The sequence below is a fragment of the Halomonas sp. LBP4 genome (assembly GCF_003202205.1).
Taxonomy (GTDB): domain Bacteria; phylum Pseudomonadota; class Gammaproteobacteria; order Pseudomonadales; family Halomonadaceae; genus Halomonas; species Halomonas flagellata.
In genome coordinates, this window is the sequence record NZ_PDOG01000005.1 from 76,197 (window position 1) to 76,433 (window position 237).

Consider the following 237-nt stretch of genomic DNA (forward strand, 5'->3'; position numbering starts at 1 on the left):
TGGCGGCCAGAGCTGGCCGCACACCGGCAAGACGCTGACCCTGACCCGCGACCACGAAGACCGCATCGGCCTGCGGGCCCGGGCACGGACGTCGCTCGCCCCCGCGAGCGACCGCGACGCCTACGCCATGGACCGCAAGGGCGTCGAGTTCCGCGATGTGCACCCGCCGCGGGCCCGGGTGCGCGGCCCGCTGCGCGTCGAGCCCGACCAGTCCTACACCTTCGCCGCCACCGTGGC

1 protein-coding gene is annotated in these 237 nt (G+C 75.9%); it reads left to right on the forward strand.

Going from position 1 to position 237, the window contains the following annotated elements; all coding sequences use genetic code 11:
- Positions 1 to 237, forward strand: a 237-nt coding sequence (locus CR157_RS22660) for a hypothetical protein (protein ID WP_181422091.1), incomplete at both ends; no start/stop codon positions are given.